The sequence below is a fragment of the Bosea sp. 29B genome (genome assembly GCF_902506165.1).
GTDB lineage: Bacteria > Pseudomonadota > Alphaproteobacteria > Rhizobiales > Beijerinckiaceae > Allobosea.
The window spans coordinates 1,193,476-1,215,097 of record NZ_LR733817.1 but is presented as its reverse complement, the minus strand read 5'-3'; the positions used below and the strand labels follow the sequence as shown (position 1 = coordinate 1,215,097).

19 protein-coding genes are annotated in these 21,622 nt (G+C 66.6%); 8 read left to right on the top strand and 11 right to left on the bottom strand.

Annotation, left to right across the window (positions count from 1 at the left end; translation table 11 throughout):
• The first annotated feature begins 163 nt into the window (after positions 1-163).
• From GV161_RS05880 to GV161_RS05855, 6 genes are read left to right on the top strand one after another with little or no spacing between them, the layout of a single operon-like run.
• On the top strand, positions 164-1,189 hold the full coding sequence (locus GV161_RS05880) for a LacI family DNA-binding transcriptional regulator (protein WP_152015586.1): 1,026 nt from the start codon (positions 164-166) through the stop codon (positions 1,187-1,189).
• Positions 1,186-2,136, top strand: a complete 951-nt coding sequence (locus GV161_RS05875; RefSeq protein WP_152015587.1) for a nucleoside hydrolase — start codon at positions 1,186-1,188, stop codon at positions 2,134-2,136. Before GV161_RS05880 ends, GV161_RS05875 begins: the two co-directional genes overlap by 4 nt.
• Complete coding sequence (locus GV161_RS05870; RefSeq protein WP_152015588.1) at positions 2,133-3,077, top strand: nucleoside hydrolase; 945 nt, start codon at positions 2,133-2,135, stop codon at positions 3,075-3,077. The genes GV161_RS05875 and GV161_RS05870 overlap by 4 nt, the downstream gene beginning before the upstream one ends.
• A 59-nt stretch (positions 3,078-3,136) precedes the next feature.
• A complete protein-coding gene (locus GV161_RS05865; protein WP_152015589.1) occupies positions 3,137-4,402 on the top strand; it encodes a sugar ABC transporter substrate-binding protein in 1,266 nt (421 codons plus the stop codon).
• A 6-nt stretch (positions 4,403-4,408) separates the two neighbouring features.
• A complete protein-coding gene (locus tag GV161_RS05860) occupies positions 4,409-5,362 on the top strand; it encodes a sugar ABC transporter permease (RefSeq protein WP_201302991.1) in 954 nt (317 codons plus the stop codon).
• Positions 5,359-6,207, top strand: a complete 849-nt coding sequence (locus GV161_RS05855; protein WP_152015590.1) for a carbohydrate ABC transporter permease — start codon at positions 5,359-5,361, stop codon at positions 6,205-6,207. Before GV161_RS05860 ends, GV161_RS05855 begins: the two co-directional genes overlap by 4 nt.
• 69 nt (positions 6,208-6,276) lie before the next feature.
• Here the strand turns inward: GV161_RS05855 and GV161_RS05850 are convergent, their stop codons facing one another.
• From GV161_RS05850 to GV161_RS05825, 6 genes are all read right to left on the bottom strand, one after another.
• Positions 6,277-6,720 (bottom strand): gamma-glutamylcyclotransferase, encoded by a 444-nt coding sequence (locus GV161_RS05850; protein ID WP_152015591.1) that lies wholly within the window; start codon positions 6,718-6,720, stop codon positions 6,277-6,279.
• Positions 6,721-6,796: 76 nt separating this feature from the next.
• On the bottom strand, positions 6,797-7,834 hold the full coding sequence (locus GV161_RS05845) for an ABC transporter ATP-binding protein (RefSeq protein WP_152015592.1): 1,038 nt from the start codon (positions 7,832-7,834) through the stop codon (positions 6,797-6,799).
• Between the two features lie 4 nt (positions 7,835-7,838).
• Positions 7,839-8,702 (bottom strand): ABC transporter permease, encoded by an 864-nt coding sequence (locus GV161_RS05840; RefSeq protein ID WP_244624161.1) that lies wholly within the window; start codon positions 8,700-8,702, stop codon positions 7,839-7,841.
• 2 nt (positions 8,703-8,704) lie between these two features.
• The gene (locus GV161_RS05835; RefSeq protein ID WP_152015593.1) at positions 8,705-9,676 is read right to left on the bottom strand and encodes an ABC transporter permease; all 972 of its coding nucleotides are present in this window, start codon (positions 9,674-9,676) and stop codon (positions 8,705-8,707) included.
• Between the two features lie 3 nt (positions 9,677-9,679).
• Positions 9,680-10,525 carry an ATP-binding cassette domain-containing protein gene (locus tag GV161_RS05830; RefSeq protein WP_152015594.1) on the bottom strand — a complete coding sequence of 282 codons (846 nt, stop codon included), beginning with the start codon at positions 10,523-10,525 and terminating at the stop codon, positions 9,680-9,682.
• Positions 10,526-10,554: 29 nt separating this feature from the next.
• Positions 10,555-12,162, bottom strand: a complete 1,608-nt coding sequence (locus GV161_RS05825; protein ID WP_152015595.1) for an ABC transporter substrate-binding protein — start codon at positions 12,160-12,162, stop codon at positions 10,555-10,557.
• Between the two features lie 185 nt (positions 12,163-12,347).
• Between GV161_RS05825 and GV161_RS05820 the strand changes: the two genes are divergently transcribed.
• The gene (locus tag GV161_RS05820; protein ID WP_152015596.1) at positions 12,348-13,277 is read left to right on the top strand and encodes a LysR substrate-binding domain-containing protein; all 930 of its coding nucleotides are present in this window, start codon (positions 12,348-12,350) and stop codon (positions 13,275-13,277) included.
• 282 nt (positions 13,278-13,559) lie between these two features.
• Positions 13,560-15,410 carry an ABC transporter ATP-binding protein gene (locus GV161_RS05815; protein ID WP_152015597.1) on the top strand — a complete coding sequence of 617 codons (1,851 nt, stop codon included), beginning with the start codon at positions 13,560-13,562 and terminating at the stop codon, positions 15,408-15,410.
• A 265-nt stretch (positions 15,411-15,675) separates the two neighbouring features.
• On the opposite strand, the gene GV161_RS05810 is transcribed toward GV161_RS05815, so the two are convergent.
• From GV161_RS05810 to GV161_RS05790, 5 genes are all read right to left on the bottom strand, one after another.
• A complete protein-coding gene (locus tag GV161_RS05810; RefSeq protein ID WP_152015598.1) occupies positions 15,676-16,659 on the bottom strand; it encodes a peptide ABC transporter ATP-binding protein in 984 nt (327 codons plus the stop codon).
• The gene (locus GV161_RS05805; protein WP_152015599.1) at positions 16,656-17,678 is read right to left on the bottom strand and encodes an ABC transporter ATP-binding protein; all 1,023 of its coding nucleotides are present in this window, start codon (positions 17,676-17,678) and stop codon (positions 16,656-16,658) included. The genes GV161_RS05810 and GV161_RS05805 overlap by 4 nt, the downstream gene beginning before the upstream one ends.
• 4 nt (positions 17,679-17,682) lie before the next feature.
• The gene (locus tag GV161_RS05800; RefSeq protein WP_152015600.1) at positions 17,683-18,588 is read right to left on the bottom strand and encodes an ABC transporter permease subunit; all 906 of its coding nucleotides are present in this window, start codon (positions 18,586-18,588) and stop codon (positions 17,683-17,685) included.
• Between the two features lie 40 nt (positions 18,589-18,628).
• Complete coding sequence (locus tag GV161_RS05795; RefSeq protein ID WP_152015601.1) at positions 18,629-19,639, bottom strand: ABC transporter permease subunit; 1,011 nt, start codon at positions 19,637-19,639, stop codon at positions 18,629-18,631.
• 283 nt (positions 19,640-19,922) lie between these two features.
• Positions 19,923-21,539 (bottom strand): ABC transporter substrate-binding protein, encoded by a 1,617-nt coding sequence (locus tag GV161_RS05790; protein ID WP_152015602.1) that lies wholly within the window; start codon positions 21,537-21,539, stop codon positions 19,923-19,925.
• Positions 21,540-21,622: the final 83 nt, after the last annotated feature.

Below are 21,622 nucleotides of genomic sequence, written 5' to 3'. Positions count from 1 at the left end.
GCGCAAACGTTTTGTATGATTATCTTCCCCATAGAGCGGCCGTTGAGCCGCAGCGGGAGGCTCTGTTGGCGCGCCATTGCCGGTTTTCCAGCGTGTGTCGTCACACCATGGTGAAAGTCGTGCTGCGCCGCCGCGGCATCCTTGCCAGCCCTGGGCGCAGCCGATGGTGACGATCAAGGACGTCGCCCGCGCCGCCGGGGTCTCGGTGACCACGGTGTCCCATGCGGTCAACCGCACGCGTCATGTCAATCCGGGTACGATCGAGAAGGTCCAGGCGACGATCGAGCAGCTCGGCTACCAGCCGAGCGGCGTGGCGCGGGCGCTGAAGAGCAACCGCACCCACACCGTCGGCATGATCGTCACCAGCTCGACGAACCCGTTCTTCGCCGAGGTGATCCGTGGCGTCGAGACCGGCTGCTTCGATCGCGGCTACAGCCTGATGCTGTGCAATTCCGGCGATGTCGCGCAGAAGCTCACCGCCTATCTGCGCACGCTGATGATGAAGCGCATCGACGCGCTGCTGGTGATGACCAGCAATGCCAGCTCGGACTTCTTCCGCCGCCTCGAGCAGATCAGGACGGTGCCGATCATCGCGCTCGACACGACGATCCCGCGCGTCGACTGCCTGATCAACGACGATTCCCTGCTGGGCGGCCGGCTCGCCGGGGCGCATCTGGCGGGCAAAGGCTTTGCCCGCATCGGCTGCATCACCGGCCCGGCCGAGCATCCGCGCAGCATGGAGCGCCTCGCCGGCTTCACCGCGGCGCTGGGGGAGGCGGGCAGGCCGCTCGATACGGCGTTGATGATCGAGTCCGACCTTACCGTCGGCGGCGGCCATACGGCGATGGCCGCGCTGCTCGACCGCTGCGGTGCGAACCGGCCGGATGCGATCTTCTGCTTCAACGATCTCGTCGCCATCGGCGCGATGTGCGCGGCGCAGCAGCGCGGCCTGCGCGTGCCGGAGGACCTTGCGGTCATCGGCTATGACGACATCGACATCGCCGCCTTCACCTCGCCGCCGCTGACCACCATCCGCCAGCCGGCCTATGACATCGGCGTCAAGGCGGCCGAATTGCTGGTCGGCCTGCTCGACCATGGCCGGCCGTTGCCGCCCACGCTGGCGCTGGAGCCGGTGCTGGTCGAGCGCCTGTCCGTGACGCCCGCAACCAACCCTGGAAGGTCCGCATGACCCGCTACATCATCGATTGCGATCCCGGGCATGACGATGCGATGGCGATCCTCTACGCCGCCAAGCATCTCGACGTGGTCGGGCTGACCACCGTCGCCGGCAACTCCTCGCTGGAGAACTCGACCCGCAACGCCCTAGCGATCTGTACGCTGGCGGGCCTGAAGCTGCCCGTCGTGCCCGGCCTCGACCGCGCTTTGATCGAGCCGCCGCTCGACGGCGCCTATGTCCATGGCGCGACCGGCATCGACGGCGCGGAGCTGCCGGCACCCGGCTACGATCCGCTGAACCGGCATGCCGTCGATTTCATCATCGAGATCGCCAAGGCCGCACCCGGCGAGCTCAGCCTGATCGCGATCGGTCCGCTCAGCAATGTCGCGCTGGCGCTGCGGCTGGAGCCGCGGCTCGCCGGCTGGCTCAAGTCGATCGCGATCATGGGCGGCTCGACCACCAGCGGCAACCGCACGCCCTATGCCGAGTTCAACATCGTCTGCGATCCCGAGGCGGCGGCGATCGTCTTCGATGCCGGTGTGCCACTCAGCATGGTCGGGCTCAACGTCACTCGCCAGGCGGGGATCGCCGAGCGCCATATCGCCAGGCTGCGTCAGGGCGGCGGGCGGGTTTCTTCGGCAATGGCCGACCTGCTCGCCTTCTACCTTGCCAAGATGCAGGAGCGCTACGGCACGCCGACCGCGGCGATGCATGATCCCTGCGCCGTTATCCCGCTGGTCAAGCCGGGGCTGATCACCTTCCAGGCGCTGCCGGTCCATATCGAGCTCGGCGAAGGCCCGCTGCGAGGGATGACAGCCTGCGACAGCCGGCCGATGCGCCGCGACCACGACCAGCCCGGCGCCAGCCGCCCGGCGAATTGCAATGTCGCCGTCGCCGTCGATGGCGAGGCCTGCGTCGATGCCGTCATCGACACCATCCTCGGATATGACCGGCCATGATCCCGCTGCTCATCGACTGCGATCCCGGCCATGACGATTCCATGGCCATCCTCTATGCCGCCAAGCATTTCGAGCTGCGCGGCCTGACCACTGTGTTCGGCAACTCGATCGTCGAGAACACCACGCGCAATGCGCTGAAGATTTGCGAACTCGCCGGGCTCGACATCCCCGTCGCCGGCGGCATCGGCGCGCCTTTGGTCGGCAGCTTCGCGCCGTCGATGATCCATGGCGCCAGCGGCCTCGACGGCGCCGACCTGCCCGAGCCGAAGCGCCGGCCGGTCGACATGCATGCGGTGACGATGATCATCGAACAGGCGAAGAAGGCAGAAGGTGAGCTCGTGCTCGCCGCGATCGGCCCGCTGACCAATGTCGCAGTGGCGCTGCGCACCGAGCCGCGGCTGGCGCGCTGGCTGAAATGCATCACCATCATGGGCGGCAGCCTCGATATCGGCAATGCCGCGCCTTACGCCGAGGCGAACATCCTGAAGGATCCGGAAGCGGCGGCGGCCGTCTTCTCCTGCGATGCCGAGATCTATCTCGCTGGCCTCAACTTCACCCGCCAGGCGATCCTCGATCGCAGCCATGTCGAGCTGCTGCGGCGGGCGGGTGGGGCGGTGCCGGAGACCGTCGCCGGCATGCTCGATTTCTACCTGACCCGCAACGAAGCCCGCTACGGCAGGCCGATCTCGCCGATGCACGATCCCAGCGCCTTCGTGCCCTTCGTCCGGCCGGACCTCGTCGAGCACAAGCCCTTCCATATCCAGGTCGAGCTGGCGAGCCCGCTGCTGCGCGGCATGACCGTGGCGGACCAGCGCAACGTCACGCGCCGCCCGGACGAGCCGGAGCCGCCGCGCGCCAACGTCATGGCCGGCATCCGCATGGATGGGCCGGCCGCGACCCGGCATGTGATCGAGACGATCGCGAGCTATGGGCGCGGCTGAAAGCGCCCGGTTTCGACTGGCCTGCTGCCCGCAACAACAAGACTGATCAGGAGGATTGGATGACGACGCGCCGCACCGTTCTGAAGGGCATGACAGCCGCCGGCGGCCTGCTCGCTGCGCCGCAACTGTTGCGCGCCCAGGCCAAGACCGAGCTCAATGTGATCTGGGTCGGTTGGCCGGAGAGCCACATCACGCCGATGGCCGAGATGTTCATGAAGAACAACCCGACGATCGGCCTGAAGCTCGAGCGCATCCCGTTCAACGAGCTCTTCCCGGCGCTGGAAGTGCGCCTGCAGGCGCGCACGCCGCTGCCCGACATCTTCTTCGCCGATGGGCCGCTGACCGCCTCCTATTCGATCCGCAAGCATCTCGCCGAGCTGGACGGCATCCTCGGCAACGATCTTGGCCGCTACACCAAGGCGGCGCTTGCGCAGGGCACCTACAAGGGCAAGCTGATGACGCTGCCCTATATCAGCAGCGGCATGGTGCTGTTCCTCAACCGCAAGCACTTCGCCGATGCCGGCGTCGCCCTGCCCGAGCCCGATGTCGCCAAGCGCTGGACCTGGGAGCAGACGCTCGAAGCCGCCAAGAAGCTGACCGACTCCGCCAAGAACCAGTGGGGCCTCGTCTTCGAGATGGCCGACCGGCCCTATCAGGCGTTGACGCTGCCGCAGTCCAAGGGCGCGCAGGTGCTGAGCGAGGACGGGCTGACCGCGACGGGCTATGTCGATTCCAAGCCCTTCATCGACGCGATGCAGTTCTACGCCGACCTGTTCAACAAGCATAAGGTGACGCCGACCGGCGTGTTCGACACCAATCTCGCGCTCGAAATGTTCGCGACCGGCCGGGCTGCGATGTATCTCGCGACGACGCCGAGCCTCGCCTCGATCTCGGCGCGCAAGGATCTCGACTGGACGGTGGCGCCGCAGCCCTATTTCGAGGGCGGCAAGGCGGTGACGCCGACCGGCAGCTGGCATATCGGCATGAACCCGCGCACCAAGCAGCGCGCCGTGGCCGAGACCTTCATCAAGGCCTTCGCGCAGCCTGAGTATGTCGAGGCGCAGGCGCGCCTGCGGCCGAACCCGCCGGTGCTGAAATCGGTCTGGGATTCGATGGGCGCCGAGCTCGATACGCCCGGCTGGCGCATCGTCCGCTCCGAGATGGAGAACACCGCCGTGCCGCGGCCGGCGACGCCGGGCTGGCTCGAATACGAGGACATCCTGCGCGGCGCCTTCCGCGAGATCCAGGGCGGCGCCAATGTCGAGCAGCGGCTGAAGAAGGCCGCCCGCGACATCGACCGCGAATTCGCCAAGTACCGCGGCTGACTGGAGATGACCGCCTTGTCCGACCGGGCCTTGGCCCCCGTCGCCGCTTCGGAGGCGCCGCGTGCCGCGCGTCGCCGCTCCGCCGATCCGATGCAGCCGCGCACGCTGGTGCTGCTCGCCTTCCTCTTGCCGGCGCTGGCCTTCCTCGTCCTGTTCCGGCTGACGCCGATCGTGATCGCCATTGGCGGTAGCCTGTTCACCCAGAACCTTGCCGGCGAGACCTCCTTCGGCGGCCTGACGAATTTCGCGCAGCTCTTCGGCGACGAGCGCTTCTGGAATTCGCTGAAGGTCACGCTGATCTTCAACATCATCATCAACCCGCTGCAGATCGCCATTGCCTTCTGCTACGCGCTGCTGGTGATGGCGCCGGGCAGGGGCGTCACCTTCTTCCGTGCCGCCTTCTTTCTGCCGATGACGCTCTCCACCGGCCTTACCGCCGTGTTGTGGAACATCATGCTGGATTCCAATCTGGGACCGGTGAATGCCATCCTCGAGGGCATCGGCATCGGCCGCCAGCCCTTCTTCCTGTCGGAGCATCAGGCGCTCGGCACGATGATCGCCATCGCGACCTGGAAGGGCTGCGGCTATTGGATGATCTTCCTGCTGGCCGGGCTCTACCGCATTCCGGGCGAGCTCTACGAGGCCGCCCGCATCGACGGCGCCAGCCGCTGGCACCAGCTCGTCCACATCACCCTGCCGCAGATGCGCCGGCCGCTCGCCTTCGTCTTCGTGGCGGACACCGCGATCAACTTCCTGTTCTTCGCGCCGGTCTACATCATCACCAAGGGCGGGCCGAACGGCGCGACCGACCTGCTGATGTTCCGCGCCTACGAAAACGCCTTCACCTTCATCAACTGGGGACGTTCGCTGGCGCTGTCGACGATCATCCTCGTCATCATCGGCGTGATCGCCGCGATCGAGCTCCGGCTGTTCCGCGACAAGGAAGGAGCCGACGCATGAGCGTCGATCGCCGCTCCACCGTGCTGGCGCTCGGCACGGCCCGCTACGTCACGATGTCACTGATCGCGCTCGTGCTGCTCTTGCCGCTGATCTGGCTCGTCGTCTCCTCGCTGCGGCCGCCGGCTGATATCTTCGCCCATGGCAGCCGCCTCGGTTGGAGCATGCTGATCCCCGACCGGCTGACGCTGGAGAATTATACCTCGCTCATCGGCACCGGCTTCCCCCGTGCCGTCGGCAATTCGCTCTTCGTTGCGCTGACGACGATGGTGGTCGGTGTCGTCATCAATGCCGCCGCGGGCTTTGCCTTCGCGGTGTTCGATTTCCGCTTCAAGAACGTGATCTTCGTCTTCGTCCTTGCAGCGGCGATGATGCCGTTCGAGGCGATCGTCATCCCGCTCTACATCCTCGTGCAGAGTCTCGGCCTGATCGACAGCTACGCCGCGCTGATCCTGCCCGACCTCGCCAACGGCTTCGTCATCTTCATGTTCCGCCAGTTCTTCGCCGGCCTGCCGCGCGAGCTCTACGAGGCGGCGCGGGTCGATGGTGCCTCCTGGGGGCATATCTGGCTGAAGATCGCGCTGCCGATCTCCTGGCCGGTGGTGCTGACCGGCGGCATCATGCTGTTCATGCACCAGTTCGAAGCGTTCTTCTGGCCGCTGGTGGCAGCGCCGTCGCCGGAGCACACGCTCGTGCAGGTGGCGATCGCGCGCAATATCAGCCTTGAGGGTACGGAATGGGGGCGATTGTTTTCCTCGACCACGCTCGCCGGCCTGGTCGCGCTGGTGCCGTTCCTGCTCTTCCAGAAGTTCTACATCCGCAACTTCGTCACGAGCGGGCTGAAATAGGGTGGGTGATTGCGGCGGCCTCCGCCTGGAAGGTCGCCGCAATCCCGAAACAGGCGCTGACGGCGCAGATCACGCGCCGTTCATCAGTTTCTCAAGCTTGGCGATATAGGCCGGCGGCAGCTTGTTGGCGCGCGCGCCCTTGAGCAGCGGCTCGATATAGTGCGCCGGCGCACCTGCCGGTGCCGACGGGTTGGGCATGTCGTAGGTCGTCGAGGCAACGACCTCGCCGGCGGCGGTGTGCAGCACGATGGATTTATGGGCCCAATGGCCCTTGTCGGTGCCGGCGGACTTGTCCATCGCCGCCATGTCGCTCTCGGAGAGCTCGTAATGGACGCCCCAGGTCTCGGCACCCTTGACGGGAGCGAGCCGCGCGCCGTTGTAGGCGCCGTCCGTGGTCGTTCCGAAGGAAAGCTCGTAGTCCCTGAGGCAGGCGATGCTGAGCGCCTTTGCCGAGGGTGCGACGCCGTGGATCAGGTCGATATCCATCAGATTGGCATAGGCGAAGTAGTTCACGTCGGTCTCCTTGGCAGGTTTGAGTCTTGGACGAGGGCGCTCGCTCGGGATCAGCGGGCCGAAGCTCGGAAAGGCGTCATCGCGGCGCCTGGCGCAGGGCGTCCCAGGTCTGTGGCAGGGCCGCGAGCGGGGCGAGCGCGTCGATCTCGGCGGCGCGATGGCAGCGGGCCTGCCGCCCCGGCGCAACGGTCGCGAGCGGCGGCGGCTCGCTCCGGCACAGCGGCAAGGCGAAGGGGCAGCGCGCGGCGAAGCGGCAGCCTGGCGGCGGCTCGACGAGGTCGGGCGGCCCACCCGGGATTGCGATCGGTTCGTCGCGGCTGCCGAGGCGGGGCAGGGCGTTCTTCAGGCCGAGCGTATAGGGATGGGCCGGCCGGCGGATGACGTCGCGCGTCGGCCCGGTCTCGACGATCTCACCGGCATACATCACCGCGACGCGCTCGCAGTTCTCGATGACCAGAGCGAGGTCGTGCGTCACCAGCAGCAGCGAGAAGCCGAGCCGCTGCTGGAGTTCGCGCAGGCTGCGGAAGATCTGGTCCTGGACGACGACATCGAGCGCGGTCGTCGGCTCATCGGCGAGGACCAGCGGCGGCTCCAGCGCCAATGCCATGGCGATGATGGCGCGCTGGCGCATGCCGCCGGAGAACTGGTGCGGATAGTCGCGCGCCCGCTCCGGCGCGACACCGACCATGGTCAGCAGCTCTTGCGTGCGGCGCCAGGCCTCGGCGCGCGAGAGCTGGCGATGGGCGAGGATCGCCTCGGCGATCTGGTCGCCGACGCGCAGGACGGGGTTGAGCGCGTTGAGGGCGCTTTGTGTGATCATCGAGATGCCGGCCCAGCGCACGGCACGGCGTTGCTCGGCGCTGGCCGTCATGAGATTGCGGCCCTGGAAGGCGATGCTGCCGGCGTCGATGCGGGCATTGCCGGGCATCACGCCCATCACCGTCTTGAGCAGCGTGCTCTTGCCGCAGCCGGATTCGCCGATCAGGCCGAGATTCTCGCTCTTGCCGAGCGCGAGATCGATCTTGGCCAAGGCGCTGGCCGGGCCGCGCGGCGTGGAATAGCTCGCGCTGAGGCCGGCGATCGAGAGCAGGGGACGGGTGTCGCTTCCTGCCATGGCGTCAGCCCATCCTCAGGCGCGGGTTGACGACCTGCTCATAGGCGCGGCCGACGAAATAGACCGCCGAGACCAGCACCATGATCGCGATGCCCGGCGGCACCACCCACCAAGGCGCGCGGTACATCATCTGCGAGGCATAGGCGTCGTAGACGATCGAGCCCCAGCTCACCACCGTGGGATCGCCGAAGCCGAGGAAGCCGATGCTGGCCTCGGTGATGATCGCCCAGGCGAGCGCGAAGGCGACGCTGACCAGCGCGATCGGCATGATGTTGGGCGCGATCTCGCGATAGATGATCGTAAGATCGCTGGCGCCGGTGATGCGGGCGGCGGCGATGAAGGGCATCTCGCGCAGCGACAGCACCTGGGCGCGCACCACGCGCGCCGTCGAGCGCCACATCACCAGCGTCATCGCGATCACCATGGTGGTCAGGCTGCGGCCGGTGAGCGAGAGCACGATGATGATGAAGGGCAGGAAGGGCAGGCCGAGGAACATGTCGGTCAGCCGCATCAGGACAGAATCGATCCGGCCGCCGAAATAGCCGGATATCAGCCCGATATTGACGCCGATCAGCACGGTCCCCAGTGCGGTCAGCCCGCCGACGAGCAAAGCCGGGCGGGCGCCGACCAGCATCTGGCTGAGCACGTCGCGGCCGAGGAGGGTGGTGCCGAGCCAGTGCTGCCAGGAGGGCGGAGCGAGGCGCAGGAGCTTGCCGGCGGCGTCGTAATTGCGCGCGACCGGGTCATAGGGGGCGATCGCGGGCCCCAGGATCGCCAGCGCGACGCAGAGACCGAGGATCATCAGGCCGGTGGGACCGAAGGGACCGCGCCAGACCGCGCGAAAGAAATCGAGGATGATGGTCGACATGATCAGGCGTAGACGACGCGTGGATCGAGCAGACCGTAGAGCAGGTCCGCGATGAACGTGCCGAAGACGGTCAGCACGGCGATGAGCAGGAAGGCGGCCTGCGCCACGGGGTAATCGGCGCGGCTGATCGCCTCGATCATCAGGAGGCCGAGGCCCGGCCAGGAGAACACTGTCTCGATCACCACCGAGCCCGCCACGGCCCAGCCGAGGATCATCGGCAGCGTCGTCGCCAGCGGCAGCAGCGCGTTGCGGGCGGCATGGCCGAAGAGGACGCGGCGCTCGCTCAGCCCCTTCATCCGGGCGAGCTCGATATAGTCCTCGCCGATGGTCGAGAGCATGGTCGAGCGCATCAGCAGCAGCGGGAAGCAGAGCTGGTAGAGCGTGTTGACCAGGAAGGGCAGTGCGAGGTGATGCAGGAAGTCGGCGGAGAGATACATCCGCCAGTCCTGCTCGGGGAACATCCCGGGCGTGACGATGTGGCCGATCGGGAAGAGGTCGAGCTTGATCGAGAACAGCAAGATCGCGAGCATGCCGAGCCAGAACAATGGCGCCGATTGTAGTGCGGTCGCGGTGAAGACGAGGCTGACCTCAGCGGCGCCGCCGCGCTTCCAGGCGGCGATCGCGCCGATGACCGCGCCCAGGAGATAGGCGGCGAGCATCGAGGGCAGGATCAGCAGGATCGTATTGAGCAGGCGGCCCTGAATCATCTCGAAGACCGGCCGGTTGGTCTGGAAGGAGAAGCCGAAATCGAGGACGCAGAGATTGCGCAGATAGAGGAGATACTGCTCGAAGAGCGGCCGATCGAGCCCGAATTGCTGGCGCATCGCCTCCTGCGCCTTGGGATAGAGCGAGGGGCTGATCACCGTTGCGGTCGGGTCGCCCGGCAGGAGCCGGAACAGGAAGAACATCAGCGTCGCCATGGCGAACAGCGTCAGGACCATGTGGCAGAAGCGACGCAGGAGATAGCCGGCCATGGTTCAGCCCGCCGCTTGTTGGAGAGCGGGCGGCGGCACCCGGACGATGTCGGGATCGGCCGAGGGGATCGCTGCGATCAGCGTGCGCGTATAGGCGTCGCTCGGCGCTGACAGCACCGCCTCGACCGGGCCGGTCTCGACGATGCGGCCGCGATACATGATGGCGAGCCGGTCGCAGACCGCGCCGACCGTGGCGAGGTCATGGGTGATGTAGAGCATGGCGATTCCGCGATCGCGGGCGAGGCGCTTGAGCAGGCGCACGATGTCCCATTTGATCGAGACGTCGAGCATCGAGACCGGCTCGTCGGCGACGATGAAGCGCGGTTCGAGGATGATCGCGCGGGCGATGCAGACACGCTGGCGCTGGCCGCCGCTCAGCTCGTGCGGATGCTTGGCAAGATAGCTTTCGGGCGGGTTGAGGCCGACTTCCGCGAGGGCGTCACGGACGCTCGCCGCCACCTTGGCGCGGTCGCGGACGCCCTGGTAAAGCAGCGGCCGGCCGACCAGCTCCTCGACCGTATGCTGCGGGTTGAGTGCGCCATAGGGGTCCTGGAAGATCATCTGGACCTGGCGATGGAAGGCCTTCCTGTCGCGAGCACGGGCGTTGGCGCTGTCGGTGCCGTCAATCCGGATCGTGCCGGAGCTCGGCGTCTCCAGCCCGACCAGCAGGCGCCCGGTCGTCGACTTGCCCGAGCCGGATTCGCCGACGAGGCCGAGCACCTCGCCGGCGCCGATATCGAAGCTCACCCCCTCGACAGCCCGCGTGACCTCGCCACGCCGGCCGGGCAGCAGCGAGCGCAGGCCCGCCGCCGCGGCATAGTGTTTGGTCAGGTCGCGGACGTCGATCATCGGCGCAATGCTCGCGCGACCGGCGGTAATCACTTCGCCGGGGCGCGCAGGGCGCCGTCCGGGCCCCAGCTGTAGCCGGCGGCCTTCAGGATCGCTTTGGCCTTGTCGATGTCGTAGGCCGGCAACGGGATCGAAGCGTCGTGCCAGAAGGCGTTGACCGGGACGATCGGCGTGGCGCTGCGGCCGGCGTCGCCACCCAGCACTTCCTCGATGATCGCGTTATAGGGGATGGCATGGGCCATGGCCTGGCGCAGCGCCTTGCTGGCGAGCGCCGGGCGGGTGGTGTTGTAGCGCATCGACATGTGTCCGTTCGAGCGCGCCTGAATCAGCTTGACGTTCTTCTCGGCGGCGAACTCCTTGACCACCGTCGGCACGATCGGCTGGAAGGAGACGTCGATGTCACCCTTCTTCAGGGAGGCGCCGACGAGCTCGGCCGAGCCGAAGACGACGATCAGCAGATCGGAGGCCGGCTTGGCGAAATGATCGGCGCGACGCTGCAGCGAGATCTCCTGGCCTTCGCGCCAGTAGCGCAGCGTGTAGGGGCCACTGCCGACGAGCGGCATGTTGCGGAAATCCTGCGGCTTGGCGATGCCGGTCTTCTCGACTACGTCCCCCCAGACATGCTTGGGCAGGATCAGCACCTGGCCGAGCGTGTTGATGATGAAGGGCGCATAAGCCTCGGTGAGCTTGAAGCGCACCGTCGTGGGGTCGACGACCTCGACCGAAGCGAGCTTCTCCAGGTATTTCTTGAAATAGGCCGCGTCCCAGCGCTTCAAATAGTCAAAGGAGAATTTCACGTCCTCGGCGGTGACTGGCTTGCCGTCGCTGAAGCTGTGGCCCTGGCGGAGCTTGACCACCACGGTGGTGGGATCGACCACCTCCAGCGCCTCAGCCAGCCACATGCGCGGCGAGCCGTCGGCACCGAGCTCGACCAGCTTGTCGTAGACCAGGCTCAGCGTGTTGAAGTCCTCGACGATCGTCGCGGCCAGCGGGTTGAAGGTGCCCTGGTCGATGGTGCGGCCGATCTTCACGGCAGTACCGGCCTTGGAGGTCAGGCGCAGCATGTTCCAGAGCGAGCGCGGCCCGTCCGAAGTGTCTTCATAGCCGGGGATCTCGACCTTGGCGGTGTTCATCGCGAAGGTGTTGACGACATAGGCGAGGACCGCCTCGGGCTGCTCGTCTGCCAGGGCGCGCTGCAATTCGTGGATCACCTTGCGGCGCTCCTGCGCGTCATAGAGCGCGAGCTGCCTGCCACCGAGTTCGTCGACCTTCGGGCTGGAGAAGGAGCCGACATTGGAGTCGCCCGGCGCGCTGTTGCGCGAATTGAACTGGGCGTTGGTGAAGAAGTCGGGCTCCGAGCGCTGCGGCGAGCCCGAGAGGACCGACATCACCACGTCGAAATCATGCTCCTTGAACCATTTCGACAGCATCGGATTGGGGAAGGGCTGCGGGTCGAGCGTGACCTTCAGGCCGAGCTTGCGCCAGCCCTCGGCGACATAATTGGAGGTCTCGAAATAGTGCTGGTACTTGGCGGCCGGCCAGGTCAGCACCTTGATCTCGGGAACCGGCTGCTGCGCCAGAGCCATGCTTGCGCCGAGCCCGATCAGCGCGCCTGCGAATGCCGTCGCCAGCCTCATCGTCCTCCCCCTTCTTGTTCTATCGGACAGACAAGTCGCCCGGCGGCTCTCTAAGAGCGCTCGTGTCACGATTTGCCTGTCGCGTTCCCTCGCTCGGGAAGCTAGGGCCGGGCAGCCGGCTTGCCCATTGCTGATTTCCGATGCAGATCATTCCGGATTGGAATGAGCGGATGGGAGCGAGATCCGTGCGCAGGACCTTGCCACCGACCCGGGATCTCGCCTGCTTCGAGGCGGTCGCGCGCCACCGCAGCGTCACGCGCGCCGCGGCGGAGCTCAATCTAACGCAGAGCGCCGTCAGCCGCCGCCTGGCTGCGCTGGAGGAGTTGCTTGGCCAGAACCTGTTCCTCCGCGACAAGCAGCGACTGACCCCGACCGTTGCGGCCGAGGAATATGCCGAGGAGCTGCGCAGCCTCTTGAACCGGGTCGAGGTCGCGACCACCCGGCTGCTCTCGCATGGCCGCAAGGGCGGCGTCCTGACCGTCGCCTGCCTGCCGACCTTCGGCTCGCGCTGGCTGGTGCCGCGCCTCGCCCGCTTCATCGCGGCGCATCCGACGATCGACATCAACCTGATCTCGAAGATCCGGCCGTTCAGCTTCGAGGAGGACAAGGCGCATGCCGCGATCCACTTCGGCAGCCCGACCTGGCTGGGCGCCCGCATCCACCACCTGATGGACGAGCATGTGATCCCGGTCTGCGCACCCGAGCTGATCGGCGGCGAGGCGCTGGCCAGCCCCGAGGGTTTTGCCCGCCTGCCATTGCTGCAGCACACGACCCGGCCCTATCTCTGGCGCGACTGGCTTACTGACGCCGGCGCCAGCGGCGTCAACGGCATCGCCGGGCCGAAATTCGAGTATTATTCCCTCGTGATCCAGGCCGCGATCGCCGGGATCGGCGTCGCGATCCTTCCGGACTTCCTGGTCCGGGAGGAGATCCAGTCGGGAGCGCTGATGGTCGCCTGCCCGCATCGGATGCGCTGCGAGGACGCCTATTTCGTCGTCTACCCCAAGCGCTTCGACGAGAACGTCAATGTCCAGGCCTTCGTCGGCTGGCTCCGCGACGAGGCCGGGCTCTACACCGGTCAGGCACAGGCGAGCGAGACGAGCGTACCAATCTGATGCGGCGTGCGGGATCTCGAAGCGGCGCAGGACGCTGCTCCGCCGCCCGGTTTTGCTATGCAATGTAGACGCGAGTCGTACTTCAATCAGCGCGCAGGCCGTGCAGTTCGGTCGTGCACCGGCGCAAAAAGCAGGCAGGGTGCTGAATCTTTTATGACGCCGGCTGCTGACATCCGCCGCGCTCTGGGTATTCTGACACGACTTTGAACCCGGCCCACCGGCCGCGGGGTGGGCGCTTGTGCCCGGTCCGCAGCCCAATCAGATCGCTAAGAAGGACCTGGCATGACCTCTCCGATCCTCTCGGTCTCGAACCTGACGACCTCGTTCCGGGTCGAAGGACTCTGGAAGCCGGTGGTGCGCAACATCTCCTTCGACATCAAGCCGCAGGAAACGCTGGCGGTGGTCGGTGAATCCGGTTCCGGCAAGAGCGTCACCGCGCTCTCGATCATGCGGCTGACCCCGCCGAGCTCCAGCAAGATCGAGGGCTCGATCAAGCTCAACGGCAAGGAACTCCTGACCCTGCCGGATGCGCAGATGCGTCAGATCCGCGGCAACGATATCGCGATGATCTTCCAGGAGCCGATGACCTCGCTGAACCCGGTGCTGACCATCGGCTTCCAGATCGCCGAGGCGCTGATCCTGCATCGCGGCCTGTCGCGCTCCGAGGCCGAGGCCGAGACGGTGCGCCTGCTGGAGAAGGTCAAGATCCCCTCGGCGAAGTCGCGCTTCCACGAATATCCGCACCGCTTCTCCGGCGGCATGCGTCAGCGCGTGATGATCGCGATGGCGCTGGCCTGCAAGCCGAAGCTCCTGATCGCCGACGAGCCGACGACCGCGCTCGACGTGACGATCCAGGCGCAGATTCTGGAGCTGATCAAGCAGCTGCAGCAGGAAGAGGGCATGTCGGTCCTCTTCATCACCCACGACATGGGCGTCGTCGCCGAGATCGCCGACCGCACCGTCGTCATGTACAATGGCGACGAGGTCGAGACCGGCGCGACCGAAGATATCTTCGCAAACCCGCAGAAGCCCTACACCAAGGCGCTGCTTTCGGCCGTGCCGCGGCTGGGCTCAATGATCGGCCGTGGGCGTCCGATGCGCTTCCCGGTGGTCGACCGTGCGACTGGCGAATCCGATGTCCCGACCGAAACTCCCGATACGGTCCAGGCAGCCGAGCGCCCGGTACTGGAAGTCTCGGGGCTGACGACACGCTTCGAGATCCGCTCGGGCCTGCTCTCCTCGGTCAAGGGCCGGGTGCATGCGGTCGAGAACGTCTCCTTCAGCCTGAAGGCGGGCGAGACGCTGGCGCTGGTCGGCGAATCCGGCTGCGGCAAGTCGACGACGGGCCGCTCGGTGCTGCGCCTGGTCGAGCCGCTCTCCGGCTCGGTGCTGCTCGATGGCGTCGACGTGCTCAAGCTCAGCCAGGGCGAGCTGCGCGAGCAGCGCAAGCGCATGCAGATGATCTTCCAGGATCCGTTCGCCTCGCTCAACCCGCGCATGAATGTCGGCGCCGCGATCGCCGAGCCGCTGCTGATCAACAACCTCGCCAGCCGTTCCGAGGCGCGCGACAAGGTTGCGGACCTCCTGAAGCGGGTCGGCCTGCTGCCCGACATGGCGAGCCGCTTCCCGCACGAATTCTCCGGCGGCCAGCGCCAGCGCATCTGCATTGCCCGCGCGCTCGCGGTCGAGCCGCGCCTGATCGTGGCGGACGAAGCGGTTTCGGCGCTCGACGTTTCCGTCAAGGCGCAGGTGGTCAACCTGATGCTCGACCTGCAGGCGAGGATGGGGCTGGGCTATCTCTTCATCTCGCACGACATGGCGGTGGTCGAGCGCGTCAGCCACCGCGTCGCGGTGATGTATCTCGGCGAGATCGTCGAGATCGGCCCGCGCGAGGCGATCTTCGGCAATCCGCAGCACCCCTACACCAAGCGGCTGCTGGCGGCGGTGCCGATCGCCGATCCGGCCCGGCGCCTGCAGAAGCGCCCGGTCTCGAACGACGAGATCAAGAGCCCGATCCGTCCGGCCGACTACGTTCCGCCGGTGCGCCAGTACCGCGAGGTCTCGCCCGGCCATGCCGTGATGATCTGGGGCGAGGAGTGGGAAGCCAAGCCGGTCATTGCCAAGGTGGCGTGAGCGGAGCCGCGGCGTCTTTCCGGGGCAGGCCGAAGGCCTGAGCCCGGAGCCTATGTACACGACAAGACGCGATGGAGCGCCAAAGGTGTTAGGCGCTTTCTTGCAGAAAAGGCGCGAGTCGTCCCGGGCGACCGGAGGGAGACCCGGGACCCATTCCGGAACCTCTTTCGGAAAGGCTCCGGAATGGATCCCGGATCGGCGCCGCTGACGCGGCTTGTCCGGGATGACAGTGTGATAGGTGTCGAAGCCTAAGCTTCGCCCGGGCTCAGGCCGCCGCCTTCGCCAAAAACGTCTCGGCGTAGTGGCAGGCGACTTTCCGTCCGTCGACCTCGCGCTTCTGCGGGCGCTCGGTCCGGCAGCGATCGGCGACGAAGGGGCAGCGGGTCGAGAAGACGCAGCCCGTCGGCGGGTTGAGCGGCGAGGGCAGTTCGCCGCGCAGCACGATCTTCTCGCGCTTGTCGCCGCCGACGCGCGGCGTCGAGGCGAGCAGCGCCTGTGTATAGGGATGCAAGGGGCGGGCGTAGATGCGCTCCTTCGGCCCGTGCTCGATGGCATTGCCGAGATACATCACCATCACGTCATGGGCGATGTGGCGGACGACGCTGAGATCATGGGAGATGAAGAGATAGGCGAGTTTGAGCTCGTCCTGCAGGTCGGCGAGCAGGTTGAGAACCTGCGCCTGGATCGAGATGTCGAGCGCCGAGACCGGCTCGTCCGCGACCACCACCTTCGGCGACAGGATCAGTGCGCGGGCGATCGCGATGCGCTGGCGCTGGCCGCCCGAGAACATGTGCGGGTAGCGGGCATAGTGCTCCGGCCGCAGGCCGACCTTGGCCATCATGGCGCGGGCCTTCTCGGTGCGCTCGGCCTTGGAAAGGTCGGTGTTGATCAGCAGCGGCTCCTCGAGGATCGTGCCGATCTTCTTGCGCGGGTTGAGCGAGCCATAGGGGTTCTGGAAGACGAACTGGACGGTGCGGCGCAGGCGGCGCTGCTCGCTCGCCGGCGGCGAGACTGCGTCGAGGCCATCCAGGGTGAGAGAGCCGGAGGTCGGCTTCTCGATCAGCGTCGCCATGCGGGCGAGCGTCGATTTTCCGCAGCCGGATTCGCCGACGACAGCCAAGGTGCGTCCGGCTTCGACCGCAAAAGAGACCTTGTTGACCGCCTGCAACTGCGCCGGCGGGCGGAACAGCCCCTGCCTGACCTGATAGGTCTGGACCAGTTCGCGGGCTTCGATGACGGGATTGCTCATCGGGTCGCCTCCGTCGTCGCGCCGGCTTCGTCGCGGGCGCGCTCCGCCTCGCGCTGGGGATCGCCGAGCGGGTAATGGCAGCGCACATGGCCGTCAGCCCAAGGCCGGAGCTGCGGCTGGACGGTCCGCGAATGCTGGGTGGCGTAGGCGCAGCGCGGGCTGAACAGGCAGCCCTTCGGACGGTCGTTGAGGCCGGGCACCATGCCGGGGATGGTGGCGAGGCGGTTCGCACCTTCGCTGCGCTCGGGCAGGGCGGCGAGCAGCGCGGCGGAATAGGGATGCTGCGGAGCGGAGAACAGCGCGTCGACCTTGCGCTCCTCCATGATCTGCCCGGCATACATCACCATGATGCGCTGCGCGGTCTCGGCGACGACGCCCATATTGTGGGTGATCAGGACGAGCGCCATGTCGCGCTCCTTCTGCAGCGACATCAGGAGGTCGAGGATCTGCGCCTGGATGGTGACGTCGAGCGCGGTGGTCGGCTCGTCGGCGATCAGCAGGCGCGGATTGCAGGCGATCGCCATGGCGATCATCACGCGCTGGTTCATGCCGCCCGACATCTGATGCGGGAACGCCTTGAGGCGGCTCTCCGGGGCCGGAATGCCGACCTGCTCGAGCAACTCGATCGAGCGGCGCTTTGCAGCCTTGCCGTCCATGCCCTCGTGCTTCCTCAAGGTCTCGGCGAGCTGGAAGCCGATGGTGAAGCAGGGGTTCAGGCTGGTGCTCGGCTCCTGGAAGATCATGGCCACGTCCTTGCCGGTGAGCTGGCGGCGCTCGCGGGCGGACATGGTCAGCAGGTCGCGGCCGTCGAAGCGCAGCTTGTCGGCGCGGACGCGGCCGGGATAACCGACGAGGCCCATCAGCGCGAGCATGGTGACGCTCTTGCCGGAGCCGGATTCGCCGACGACGCCGAGCACCTCGCCCTCGTCGAGGGTGAGGTCGATACGGTCGACCGCGCGCAGGGTTCCCTGGGAAGTCGGGAACTCGACGCTGAGGTTTTCGATCTCGAGCAGGGGCATGGGATCAGCGCTTCAATTTGGGATCGAGGGCATCGCGCAGCCCGTCACCGAGCAGGTTGAAGGCGAGCACGGTGATCAGGATGGCAAGGCCCGGGAAGGTGACGACCCACCAGGCGCGCAGCACGAATTCGCGGGCGTCGGCGAGCATGGTGCCCCATTCCGGCGTCGGCGGCTGGGCGCCGAGGCCGAGGAAGCCGAGCGCGGCGGCGTCGAGGATCGCGGTGGAGACGCCGAGCGTCGCCTGCACGATCAGCGGTGCGGCGCAGTTCGGCAGGATCTCCGAGAACATCAGCCGGGCGGTCCGTGCGCCGCTGACCTGGGCGGCGACGACATAATCCTTCGAGGATTCGGCGATGACGGCGGCGCGGGTGATGCGGACATAGTGCGGCAGCACGACGATGGCGACGGCGAGCATCGCATTCATCAGGCCGGGGCCGAGGATGGCGACGATGACGATGGCGAGCAGCAGGCTCGGCATGGTCATCAGGATGTCCATCAGCCGCATGATCGCGATGTCGGCGATACCCTTGAAGAAGCCGGCGACGAGGCCGAGCACGATGCCGACGACGATGGCGAGCGCGACGACGGCGATGCCGATCACCAGCGAGAGCCGCGCGCCGTAGAGCAGGCGCGAGAGGATGTCGCGGCCGATCGCGTCGGTGCCGAGCGGATAGGAGAGCGAGCCGCCCTCCTGCCAGAACGGCGGCTTCAGGAAGACGGCGTTGTTGGTCAGGTTCGGATCATGCGGGGCGATCAGCGGCGCGAACAGCGCGCAGAACAGCACGAGGCCGATGACGATCAGGCCGGCGACGGCGCCGCGATTGGCGCTGAAATAGGTCCAGAACTCGCGGGCGGGGTGGGGCGGCGCGCCGGCTGGCGTGGCGGGAACTTGCAAGGTTTCGGCGCTCATGGGCGGAGGCTCCGATGGGAGCGAAGGGAGGAAAGAGCGTTCATCGTGCGTGCCTGATGCGCGGGTTGATCAGGCCGTAGGCGAGGTCGACCAGGAGGTTGACGCTCATCACCACCATGCCAAGGAGCAAGGTTCCGCCTTGCAGGACCGGATAGTCGCGCCGGCTGATCGCCTCGATCAGCCATTTGCCGACGCCCGGCCAGGAGAAGATCGTCTCGGTCAGGATCGCGCCGGTGAAGAGCGTGCCGACCTGCAGGCCGATCACGGTGACGACCGGGATCAGCGCATTGCGCAGCGCATGCAGGGCGACGACACGAAGGGGGGCCATGCCCTTGGCCCGGGCGGTGCGGATATAGTCCTCGCCGAGCACTTCCAGCATGGCCGAGCGGGTCATGCGGGCAATGACGGCGAGCGGCACGGTGCCGAGCACGATCGCCGGCAGCACCAGATGCGACAGCGCCGACCAGAAGGCATCGACATCGCCGGCGAGCAGGCTGTCGATGGTGAGGAAGCCGGTGACCGGCTCGATGAAATACTGCACCGCGATGCGACCGGAGACCGGGGTGATGCCGAGCTGCACCGAGAACAGCAGGATCAGCAGCAGGCCCCACCAGAAGATCGGCATGGAATAGCCGGTGAGCGATATGCCCATCACGCCATGGTCGAAGATCGAGTTTCGCTTCACCGCGGCGATGATGCCGGCCGGCAGGCCGATGATCAGCGCGATCAGGATGGCGCAGAGCGCAAGCTCGATGGTGGCGGGGAAGAGCTGGCCGAATTCGGAGAGGACGCTGTCGCGCGTCACGATCGACTTGCCGAGATCGCCCTGCACGACGCGCTCGATATAGCGGCCGTACTGGACGAAGAGCGGCTGGTCGAGCCCGTATTCCTTCAGCAATTGCGCATGGCGGGTGGGGTCGATGCCGCGCTCGCCGGCCATGGTCTCGATCGGATCGCCCGGCACGAGCCGGACCAGGAAGAAGGCCAGCAGTGTGATGCCGATGAAGGTCGGGATGACGAGGCTGACCCTGGTCAGGATGAAGCGAAGCATGGTTGCGCCAGTCTTGTTGGCCGGGCGTCTCGTCGCGCGGCGGCCCCTCTTGTGAGCTTATTCAAGTTCGAATTCAGGCGCAGCGCAAACACCAGAACGCCGCAAAGATCAAGAACGCGGCCACAAAATCGGTGGATCGCCAGGGTCAGGAAACAGATTGGCGCCTGCGCTCGACGCAAGACTCGAAAAACACTCGCGTCATACAGCGCAATATTAGGGACAGACCTAGCGCCGGCAAAGCAATGATTGCCATGCCGGCGCCGGGATTATTCGGCGCAGAGATTTATTTGCCGATCGAGACGCCGACGAATGGCTGCCCGCCGAAGAAATGGATCTTGTAGTCCTTCACCTCCTTGCGCACCGGCGTGAAAGCCTGGGCGTTGGCGAAGAGCAGGCCGGCGACATCTTCATGGAAGATTTCCTGGAAGCGCTTGTAGAGTTTGCTGCGCTCGGCCTGGTCGGTGATGGTGCTGGCCTTGGCGAGAGCGTCCGAAGCCTCCTTGTTGCACCAGCGCGCCCGGTTGGCGCCGGTCGCCACGCCTTCGCAGGTCCAGCCGGTGAGCAGGATCTGGCTCGGATCGGGATAGTCCCAGGTGTAGCCGAACATGCCGACCTCGTGCTCGCCGGCGCGGCCGCGCTTGAGGTATTCGCCCCATTCGAAGGTCTGGATCGTCGCCTTGACGCCGATCCTGGCCCAATCGGCCTGGATCAATTCTGCGGCGCGGCGGCCGTTCGGCATGTAGGCGCGCACGACGGGGATGGCCCAGAGCGTCGTCTCGAAGCCGTCGGGATAGCCGGCCTCCTTGAGCAGAGCCTTGGCCTTCTCCGGATCATAGGGCCGCGGCTTGAGGTCGGCGTCATGCGACCAGAGCGAGGGCGGAACCGCCGAGGCGGTCGGCTTGCCGGTGCCCTGGTAGACGGCGTCGATGATCGCCGGGATGTTGACAGCATAGGCCAGTGCCTCGCGCACGCGCTTGTCGCCGAAGGGCTTCTTCTGCTGGTTGAAGGCGAGGAAGCTCTGATCGGCGATGCTGCCCTGCAGCACGTTGATAGTCGGTTCGGTCTTCATCGCGGCCAGGTCGCCGGGATTGGGGTAGCGGGCGATCTGGCATTCGCCGGAGCGGACCTTGGCGAAGCGGACGGCGGCGTCGGGGGTGATCACGAAGATCAGGTCGTTGACCAGCGCCATGCGGTCGCGGTCGCCGGCGGCCTTGGTCCAGTGGTCCGGCACCGCCTTGAAGCGGATCACCGCGTCCTTCTGATAGGAGAGCAGCGAGAACGGGCCGGTGCCGATCGGGGCGAAGTCGATCTGCTCGGGCGTGCCGGCCTTGCTCATCGCTGCCGCGTATTCGGCCGAGAGGACCGACATCGGCTCGACCGAGAGTGCCGAGAGCAGCGGCGCGTTCGGCTTGGTCAGGACGATCCGGACGGTGTAGTCGTCGACCTTCTCGACCGCCTTCAGGCTCGGCTTCACGATCTCGCCGAAGAACTGGTAATTGCCGCTGCCGACCTTGGCGTAGGGGTGGTTGGCGTCGAGCATGCGGTTGAACGAGAACAGCACGTCGTCTGCGTTGAACTCGCGCGTCGGGGTGAAGCTCTTGCTGGCGTGCCATTTCACGCCCTTGCGCAGCTTGAAGGTGTAGGTCAGCGCGTCATCCGAGATCGTCCATGACTCGGCCAGGCTCGGGATGATCTGCGAGCCGCCGCGCTCAGTCGCCGTCAGGCGCTCATAGATCTGCGCCGCGACGTCATAGGCGGTGTTCTGGCTGCTGAACTGCGGATTGAGGAAGTCGGGGCTGGCTTCCGAGCAGACGACGAGCGCCTGGGCATTTGCGATGGCGGGCAGCAGCAGGGCGCCGAGGCCGAGGGCCAGGGTAAGGGGGCGGGCGGATCGGGACATGGCGATCTCTCGGGGGCAGGCAGCGGCCGGATCGGGCGCGAAGCCTCATGCCCCGTCGTCTTCCGGCCCGGGAAGGGCGCGGC